Source organism: Aminobacter sp. P4_H6_2 (assembly GCF_056400805.1).
In genome coordinates this window covers 18,959-28,161 of record NZ_JBFUKO010000015.1, presented here as the reverse complement: position 1 = coordinate 28,161, position 9,203 = coordinate 18,959, and the positions used below count along the sequence as shown (strand labels likewise).

The 9,203-nt window shown below is 58.4% G+C and carries 7 protein-coding genes and 1 pseudogene; all 8 read right to left on the bottom strand.

The annotated features are described in order from the left end of the window. Positions 1 to 183: pseudogene (locus tag AC1DUU_RS02690) on the bottom strand (hypothetical protein); the annotation flags it as partial. Between the two features lie 20 nt (positions 184 to 203). Then, positions 204 to 1,412 (bottom strand): ABC transporter substrate-binding protein, encoded by a 1,209-nt coding sequence (locus AC1DUU_RS02685; RefSeq protein ID WP_476781871.1) that lies wholly within the window; start codon positions 1,410 to 1,412, stop codon positions 204 to 206. 81 nt (positions 1,413 to 1,493) lie between these two features. After that, on the bottom strand, positions 1,494 to 2,591 hold the full coding sequence (hisC, locus tag AC1DUU_RS02680; RefSeq protein ID WP_476781870.1) for a histidinol-phosphate transaminase: 1,098 nt from the start codon (positions 2,589 to 2,591) through the stop codon (positions 1,494 to 1,496). Then, positions 2,591 to 4,096, bottom strand: a complete 1,506-nt coding sequence (locus AC1DUU_RS02675; protein WP_476781869.1) for an aldehyde dehydrogenase family protein — start codon at positions 4,094 to 4,096, stop codon at positions 2,591 to 2,593. The genes hisC and AC1DUU_RS02675 overlap by 1 nt, the downstream gene beginning before the upstream one ends. A 4-nt stretch (positions 4,097 to 4,100) precedes the next feature. Beyond that, complete coding sequence (locus tag AC1DUU_RS02670) at positions 4,101 to 5,783, bottom strand: thiamine pyrophosphate-dependent enzyme (protein WP_476781868.1); 1,683 nt, start codon at positions 5,781 to 5,783, stop codon at positions 4,101 to 4,103. Positions 5,784 to 5,793: 10 nt separating this feature from the next. Next, a complete protein-coding gene (locus tag AC1DUU_RS02665; RefSeq protein ID WP_476781867.1) occupies positions 5,794 to 6,063 on the bottom strand; it encodes a hypothetical protein in 270 nt (89 codons plus the stop codon). Positions 6,064 to 6,067: 4 nt separating this feature from the next. Further along, positions 6,068 to 7,216 (bottom strand): nitrilase-related carbon-nitrogen hydrolase, encoded by a 1,149-nt coding sequence (locus tag AC1DUU_RS02660; RefSeq protein WP_476781866.1) that lies wholly within the window; start codon positions 7,214 to 7,216, stop codon positions 6,068 to 6,070. 16 nt (positions 7,217 to 7,232) lie between these two features. Continuing rightward, positions 7,233 to 9,077: a phytoene desaturase family protein gene (locus AC1DUU_RS02655; RefSeq protein WP_476781865.1), complete on the bottom strand. Its 1,845-nt coding sequence runs from the start codon at positions 9,075 to 9,077 to the stop codon at positions 7,233 to 7,235. Between the last annotated feature and the right edge of the window lie 126 nt (positions 9,078 to 9,203).

Sequence of the window (9,203 nt, the reverse complement as noted above, 5' to 3'; positions counted from 1 at the left end):
GTTATAATCTGGCAAGAACGTTGATTTCGTCGCTGACAGAAAGACCGTGTAGCCGCCAAATCCCCAGATGAAGTAAATCGCGACAACGGCGCTGGGGATCAGAACCAGCAATGCAATTATGTGGTTGGAGGTACTTCGCATCTTGTGGTCCGCCGAGTCGCTGTAGGAGTTGATCTGCCGCACGCAGTGCGACAATCGGAGAGTTACTGCATCGCGATGACAATTGCCTTGCGCGCATCTTCGGCCGACATTTCGCTATTCCAGAACGCAGTCACAGTGTCCTTCACAGCATTGGCAACCAGGCTGGTGCGACCATTCCAGTGGTCGACTGTGTCGCCAGTCTGCATGGCGCTAACTGCCTTGGCCGCGCAGCCTCTGAACTGGCTCGGGTCGGCACCCTTAGCCGCAGGCAATGTGCCCTTGGCATGGGCAGCCGCGATCTGAGTTGCTGGGTCCATTACAGCACTGGCAAACAACGCCTGCGCTGCGATATCTTCAGGTTTGGTCACCTTGATGAACTCGAAGCCATCAGCGACCACAGCGAGGGCCGTGGACCACGGTGTTATTCGGCAGGACCACTTTTCGCCTTCAGGACCCATATCCGAGTATCCGCTGGACGCCCAAGGCCCCATGAAGAAATAGGCAGCCTTGCCTGATACGATCAAATTATTGGTGTCGTTCCAGCTTCGGCCTGGCTTACCATCATCGGTAAATTCGCGCAGAGCACCCAGCGCTTCGAATGCCTTGAGCATCTGGTCGCTGTTGAGAGCTTCGCTGTCGCCGCTCATCACGCGGTTGTAGAAAGCAGCATCGCCTTCAGCGAGGAGCACATGGTCGAACAGGATGCCTTCCTGCCARGACTCGCCACCAGAGGCCAATGGAATGAAGCCGGCAGCCTTGATCTTGGGCAGAGAATCTGTGAACTCGGCCCAGGTGTTTGGGGCAGTCACTCCCGAAGCAGCCAGCACGTCATTGTTGGTGTACAACCAGTTGATGATGTCAACAAAGACCGGCGCAGCAACATAGTGCCCCTCATATTTGACACCTGCTGCTATGCCTTCCGGCAAACGCGCATCCCAGTCCTCGGCTGTAGCCACGCTGTCCATGTTTTGTAGCAAGCCGCCTTCGGCAAAGCTCTTCAAAGTCCCCCCCATGGAACTCTGAAGCACCATCGGGGGCTGGCCGCCAATGATGCGCGTCTTGGTCGAGGCAATACTCTGCTCGGTGTCTGGGAAGGACGTTTCCTTCCAGGTTCCACCCAACGCTTCGAACTTTTCACGGAAAACGCGCATGGCTGCGACCTCACTTTCCGAATTCCAATTGTGTGAGATGTCCCCATCGGCGAGTACGCCAGTGGTTGGGATGCTCAGAAGCGCCGTGCATGCAAGCAACGCACAAAGTTGGTTTTTCATCTTCTCTCCCTTAATGCCGGCCAAATGTTAGAGCGGCACTGCCTGTCCGGCTGTGGCATGGACCGCCTTTTTGACGCGAGCCTAGATAGTCGTGGGCTCTCGGCCGATCCATCTCCCGACAACGCCCAACGTCGCCCGCATCTCCTCGTCTGTGCCGATGGAAATGCGGAATTCATTAGCTTTCCCGGACACTGGCCGCCCCAAGATGCCAGCCTTTTGCAGAACCGCATCGAGTTCTTGGGCCTCGGTACCACCATGTGGAAAAGCGATAAGCACAAAGTTTGTATGGCTTGGCACGACAGTCAGGCCAAGCGCCCGCAGTGTTTCGGTGAACCAGCCCCGCGTTGCATTGATCCTGGAGGTGACCTCGGCCAGATAAGACTGATCGCGCATCGCGGCTTCAGCCGCATTTAGCGCCGCCATGTTGGTGTTGAATGGTGTTCTGAGGCGCGAAACCGCGTCGATCACGCTATCAGGAGCGGCCGCCCACCCGATCCGCTGGGCCGCCAGACCATAAGCTTTTGAAAAGGTGTGGGTCACAACGACACGACCGTCCGCCTTAAACAGGGTCTTGATCCCGCAATCATAGGCCGGGTCGGTGACAAACTCCGCATAGGCGGAATCGATGATGAGGAGCACACCGGCGGGCAGCGCTGTTTCGAGGCGCGCAAGTTCGGTTGCCGGCGTAAATGTGCCGGTCGGATTATTGGGCGAGCAGATATAGACGATGCGGGTTTTGCTATCGACCGCCGCGATCATGGCATCGACATCGACGCAATGATCCTTCTCGGCGGCTTTGTGAATTTCGGCCCCGCAGGATCGGGCGTAGATTTCTGCCATCATGAAGCTGTTTTCACTGATGACCATTTTTTCGCCGGCCGAAAGGATCGTTCGAATGACCAACCCGATTGCTTCCTCGGAACCATTCCCCGCGAAAATGTTCTTCTCGTCCAGCCCATAGACTTCGGCAATCGCACGGCGCAGCGCCGTCTGCGAGCCATCGGGGTAACGACCGAGCTTGACTTCAGTGTTGTGGAAGGCAGCCACGGCATGGGGGCTCGGTGGATACGGCAACTCGTTCGACGACAGCTTGATTGGCTCGGCAAACCCATCGATAGCGCTCTTGCCTTGGGCGTACGGCTTGATTTCCGACAGTGTCGATTTCGCCTGAACAGACATTACTTACTTCCTATTCCGCTAGGTGACACCTTGATCATCACCGACTTGGATTGCAGATATTCGCTCAGCCCGAGCTGGCCGAGTTCACGGCCCCAACCAGACTGGCCATAGCCCCCGATTGGCGTACCAAGATCGGGAATATTGTGCGTGTTTACCCAAACGATGCCGCAATGGAGCGCTCGCGACACCCGGATTGCCCGGTTGATGTCGGTGGACCAGACGCTGCCAGCCAACCCGTAGCGAGTGCCGTTCGCCAGCTCGATCGCCTCTTCCTCTGTCTCGAATGAAGCCACGCAAAGCACCGGGCCGAAGACTTCATCCTGAACCAGAACATTGCCTTGGTTTTCGACAGCAAGGATCGTTGGCTCGTAAAAACTTCCGGCGCGAGGCAATTGCCTTCCGCCACAAAGCAGTTTTGCGCCGGATGCAAGACCCTGCTCGACATAGGCGTGGATAGTCTCCAGATGCGCCTGTGACGCGATCGGGCCGAGTTGGTTGGCCGGGTCAAGCGGATCGCCCACCAGCAGGGCTTGGCTTTTGGCCAGCAGACGCCGGACGAACTCATCGCGGATAGATTTGTGCAAATAAAGGCGGGAACCCGCTACGCAGACCTGACCCGAATTGCCAAAGATTGCATCGACCGCGCCATCGACCGCAGCATCCAGATCAGCATCAGGAAACACCAGAACCGCAGACTTGCCGCCAAGCTCCAGGGTCAGCTTTTTGAGATTGCTATCGGCCGAGGCGTGCACGAGACGCCGACCGGTGCCGGTGGAGCCGGTGAAAGCGAGTTTGTCGATATCATTGTGGGCAGCAATGGCAGCGCCAACAACGGAACCGGAGCCCGCTACAATGTTGATCACCCCATCGGGCACGCCCGCCTCCTTGGCCAATTCGGCAAAGCGAAGAAGGCTCAGAGGCGTGGCATCGGCTGGTTTGATGACACAGGTGCAACCCGTCGCTAAAGCTGGCGCGATTTTCCACCCGGCAATGACCAGCGGACCGTTCCAGGGCAGGATCATGCCGACGACGCCGATGGGCTCCTGCAGCGTCAGCCCATGCAAATCACCGGCCGGGAACGAGAGCGCGCCAGACGTTCCGGCAATCTTGGTGCACCAGCCGGCAAAATACCGGAAGGTTTCCGCAAAGAACGGCACTTCCATGTGCGCCGACGCGACGATTGGCTTGCCCATGCTCAGGGTTTCCAACTCGCCGAGTTCATCGGCATTCGCCTCGATCAACTCAGCAAGCCGCCATAGGATGCGGGCGCGGACCGCTGCGTTCATCCCCGACCATTCCGGGTGGTTGAGCGCCGCGCGAGCGGCACCCACAGCATTGTCGACGTCTTGCGCCGACCCGGCGCAGACCTTGGCGAAGATCTCCCCGGTCGCAGGATTGACCAAACTGCTCACCTGCTCGGCAGCGATTGGCCGGCCATTCACCCAAAACGGAACCGGTCGTTCCAGTCGATCCAGAGTGCGCTTTGATATCTGGTGAATGGCCATGACCTTAGGCTCGCTCTTGGGCTTTTGGGCCGCGGACTGGCGCTTCAAGAATGTATTGCCAAGGCGCGGGGAGATTGCGCTCCTGATGGGCTTCGATGATCGTGGGACCGTCGAGCGTAAGCGCTGTTTCCAAGGCCTTGCGCAGCTCATCGGGATTGCCGACGCGCATAGCGTTGGCTCCGAAACTTTCGGCAAACTTGACGAAGTCTGGATTGTGCAGATCGGCCGCGATGAAGCGCCCGTCATACCATTCCTTTTGCTGGCGGTAGACGTTGGCGTAGCGGTTGTCGTTGAACACGACGGTGATCAGCTTGATGCCATACTCAACAGCAGTCGCCAGTTCGGTAGCAGTGAAGAGGAACCCGCCATCGCCCGAAATGCTGATAACCGTCTTGTCCGGGTTAGCCGCCTTGACGCCGAGCGCGGTCGCATAGCCATAGCCAAGCGTGCCCTGGAAACCGCAGCTGACATGCCCGCGCAAATTGTAGATCGGCAGGCCGAACCACGAGGTGTAGCCAACCTGGGTGATCTCGTCGCAGAAAATCCCATCCTCTGGCAGTACGTCACGGATAGCCTTGAGGTAGGCCATCTGTGGAGCAACATTTGCAGCCATCTTGGTATGCAGGCTCTCCTTGAGGGCGCGCAGTTCTTCTTCACGCGAGGCAGGCCGTGTTGTCAGTGCCTTATCGAGTTCGGGCAGCATGGCCCGCAGGGTCGCCCCGGCATCGCCATGTAGCGCGATGGCTGGCTGGGCGTAGCGGTCGAATTCATGCGCATCGATATCGAGCCGGATGATTTTGATGCTTTCGTCCAGGCCCCAATACATCTGTGGGTATTTCAGGCGCGTGCCGATGGCGAACACCACATCAGCATCGGCCCAAAGCCGGCGACCAGCCGGGAAGACCTGGGCATGATAGTCACGATCATCGACAATGCCGCGACCCGAACGGAAGCATGTGACCGGCGCTTCGATCATCTGCGCCAGTGCGTTGACTTCCTTGGCCGCGTTAACCGCACCGCCGCCGACATAGATCAGCGGGCGCTTGGCGCTCTTGAGCAGCGCGATGGCCTCGGCAATATCGTTGCCGTTGGCGCTTGGTGTCTCAGGCAAGACAGCGGCGTGGCACGACACGGTGCGCGCGTTCTTAGCCATCACATCCGGAGCCATCTCCAGATGCACCGGACCGGGACGGCCCGTCTGCATCGCCACAAAGGCGTCGTTGATAAAGAGCGGGGCCGCGTGCGGGGTGTTGATCCGCTCGCCATACTTCAGCATGGACCGCATCGTGGCCAGCTGATCGGGAATCTCGTGCAGATAGCCGCGCCCCGACCCGATCGCATCGCTCGGAATCTGACCGCACAGGCTCAGGACGGGCGCGTTGGCGGCCCAAGCCGTGGACAAAGCGCCCATGGCATTCATGATACCGGGACCGGGAACCACCGAAAACACTGCTGGCTTGCCCGTCGAACGGGCCGCGCCGAACGCCATATAGGCGGCGCCCTGCTCGTGACGGCTGCGAATGATGTTCATGCCACCATTGGTGCGCTGGATCGCGTCAAAGAAATTATCCAGCTGTCCACCCGGCAAGCCGAACATGGTGCCGACGCCATTGGCCTTGAGTGCCGAAACGAGAATATCAGCACCCGTCTGGACCTTAGTGTCGGCCGTATTCAGGGATTGATTCATAGGCGTTGCCTTACCAGGGATTGGAAGTTGGATGATCTTCGAAATCGGTATCGGCCTTCACCGACACCGCTTCATCGGAGCGAAACAAACAGGTGATTGCGAACCAGATGACACTCGGGCGCAGGATGGCCCCGAACAGGACCCTGACGTCCCTTGGAGCCAGGACGGCGCGGGTACGCACGGCATCTTTCGCCGCGTTTTCCATGACCAGCGCACCACCCTCGACCCGCAAGGTGTCGATGGTGATATCCATGTCTGCGATGGGTGTGACCACACGCATGGGTTCAGTCTTTCCGAAGGGTTCCGCGCGCTTGCGCGCCGGAAATACGGGATTTCAGCAAATCGGAATGCTTCATGCCCTGTTTGTCGAACGGCATGACGAACTGGCCACGCTCGTACATCTGATCCATCGAGGTGTAGGCGCCCTGCATTTTGTGCGCGAGGTTGCGCGGCGGGTTGCCCGAAGGGAACAGGTTGGGTGGATAGATCGGCTTTTCGTAAATCTTGCCGAAGGCTTCGGTGCGCAAATCAACCCATGTGTTGTGATTGATCTGGGTGCGGTGCTCACGCAGCGCTTCGATGTCGATGGTGACCGATAGGACCTGCTCTTCAGGGTAAGGCGCGTGCCTCATGACCATGCCGGTATAGTCGATACCGAACGAGTTTCCGGCGCAGAAGGCCTTGGGATAGTACTTGTAGTCGACCGTGCCCCAGTTCGACCCAAGCAGATAGGCCATGTTATCGTGGGCCCGGGTGCGGCGGGTGAACATCCAGAAATCCCAAGGCTCCGAGACGCCTTCCATCTCCTGCAGTGCCACCGGATGGCAAATCACCTCCACGCCGTTATAGCCGAGGGCGCGGGACGCTTCGGGCGTGCAGCCGTCATGACAGGTCATGCAGCCCAGCTTGCCGATGGGAGAATCCAGCACCGGGAACAGGTCTTCGATCCTGTCGCCAAAGACGGCGGTATATTCGTCCCACATATCATGGGGCGAGGTGCCCAGGCCGATCGAGGCCGGGATGTGATACTTACGATACTTCAGCTCGACCCCATTCGGGCCAAGGATGAAAGCTGTGTTGAACCAGCGATCGGGGAACTCGGGGACCTTTTCGATCAAGCCGCCGCCAGCGATATACATGTCGTATTCACGGCACTTTTCGATCAGGATCTGGATCTCTTCATCTTCGAAGGTGATGGCCTTCTTCATGAAATCCTGCAGACCGTGCTCACCCTTGCCCGGTGTCGTGACGCCTTGCAGGAAGTATTCGGGGAAAACCGCCAGGCGAACGGGCACTTCCCAATGATAGCCGACACCAAAATCGATCAGATCAAGGGCGCGCTGCAGGTTCCGCTTGATGCCCGCCCGGTCAACCGCCACTTCGACATGGGGCTGAACGACAAGCGCCGTGTATTTTTCAATCCGCTTACGCATTCGGAAACTCTCCTGCTTAGTTCAGAGGACGATGGGGCATGCCGAAATCGCGCAGCATGACGTTCGCCGTAATTGTACCCATGGCCGTGATCCCGCCGCCTGGATGGCAACTTGGACCGGTCATGTAGAGCTTAGGGACGGGGGATTTGTACTGCGAGTAGCCGGGCAGCGGACGGAAGTAGCCCATCTGCGACAGCAGCCGCTCACCGCCGGTGGTGTTGCCGCTCACGAAGGCCGGATTGGCCTCTTCGAGGCTCACGCCGGTTTCGTAATAAGCGCCGAGGATATTGTCCTTGGTCATGTTCGTCGTGTAGCGGCGCATGACCTTCATCATGACCTCTTCGACATATTCCTCGATGTAGTCGTTCCAGTTCACGCCATTGGAAAGCCGGCTGGGAACAAAGGTGTCGAGGATCAGGGTGTGCTTGCCATCCGGGGCGCGCGAGGGATCGAGCTTGGTCCAGCCAGCCGACCACAGGAATGGATTGGTTGGCGCCTTGCCCATCATGATCTCGGCGTACTGCACGTCGATATCGTGCAGCGTGCCGAATATGCGGTGGAATGCACAGGCATTCATGTCGGCGCCGTTCTTGTAGTTCGGTAGCTCATTAAGCGCCAAATGCACGCGGGCGATCGACACCGTGCCGTACGAGAAATTGCGGCACGCCTGCACGAACTCAGGCGCCAAAGCCCCCTCTTCCATGCAGTCGATGAACGACACTTTCAGCCCGAGCCCCGTCACAACCGCCTTCTTGGCGGTAATCTGCTCGCCGCTTTCGAGCCGCACGCCGACACAGGCCCCCTCGGCATTGAGCACGAACTTGTCGATCGGCGCGTCGGTCAGCACCGAACCGCCATGGGCCTTGACGTAGTTGGCCAGCGCTGTCGGCAGCATCATCGAGCCACCCTTCGGGATCGCCGCGCCATAGGTGTGGATGCCGGGGATCAGGATATAGAACGACTGCCCGGTGGCTTCGGTATCCGGGAAAATCTGCGGAGCCAGCGCCCAGCCCAGAATGAATGCGCGGACCGTGTCGTTCTCGAAATTCTGCATCACGAACTGACGCGACGACAGGTTGAATTCCTTGAGCTTAAGCAGACCTTGATAGCTGTTCTGCATGGCCGCTGTCATTGTGGCCGGCTTGCCTGGGGGCGAGAACATGCCCTTGATGAAGCCATCCTTGATGCCATGCCACTGGTCGAAAATTTCGCGGTAGCGCTGTGCATCCTTGACCGAATGCTGCGCGATGCTCTGGCAGGTCTTTTCAATATCCTTGTAGACCACGATGCCAGGGCCGTTGGTGTCGGGATGGCCGGTAATGTGGTTCTGCTCCCAGATATACTCCAGGCCATGCTCCTTCAGCTCGGGCATCAGCTCCTGAAAGTCCGGGTTGGCGTGAATCCAGACGTGGGACGAGCCGAACAGGTCGTGCTTGAAACCGGGCTGGGTGACTTCCCGCGTGACGCAGCCGCCACCGATCCAGGAATTACGCTCCACGACGCAAACCTTCAGCCCGTTCTTTGCCAGCAAAGCGGCGCATGCCAGGCTGTTATGCCCTCCACCAGCGATCACAACATCAAAGTCTTCAGCACTCACCAGCGCTACCTCTCTTTTTTGGTTTGTCCAAACTAACACCTTTGTTATTTTGGTCAAGCCAACAATTGCAATTTCACGCGACGTCGCTTGACGGGTCGCCTGACCAGGCGAACGCCGCCCACCCATCGCAGGCGCGCGCAATGCGCGTCCGTTGTAAATGCGCAATAATGTCAATGAGATAATCTGCGATCTGGCATCTGCGATGTAGGAACTAGCTCCCCTCTCCCGACCGAAAGAGAGGCCAGAGAACGTAAACCAATCCACCAATTTGGCAGAACTGGTAATACCAATTTAGACGAAATGCGCCCACAGGATCTCACCGAGCAGAAACAAAATGACCGCCACTCCATTTCTGGCGCGGCGGTCACTTACTCGAGAGTTCAGGAATCG

Coding starts and splice junctions, on each gene's coding strand:
- hisC (WP_476781870.1), bottom strand. CDS start 2,591: ATGTCTGTTCAGGCGAAATCGACACTGTCGGAAATCAAGCCGTACGCC.
- AC1DUU_RS02675 (WP_476781869.1), bottom strand. CDS start 4,096: ATGGCCATTCACCAGATATCAAAGCGCACTCTGGATCGACTGGAACGA.
- AC1DUU_RS02670 (WP_476781868.1), bottom strand. CDS start 5,783: ATGAATCAATCCCTGAATACGGCCGACACTAAGGTCCAGACGGGTGCT.
- AC1DUU_RS02665 (WP_476781867.1), bottom strand. CDS start 6,063: ATGCGTGTGGTCACACCCATCGCAGACATGGATATCACCATCGACACC.
- AC1DUU_RS02660 (WP_476781866.1), bottom strand. CDS start 7,216: ATGCGTAAGCGGATTGAAAAATACACGGCGCTTGTCGTTCAGCCCCAT.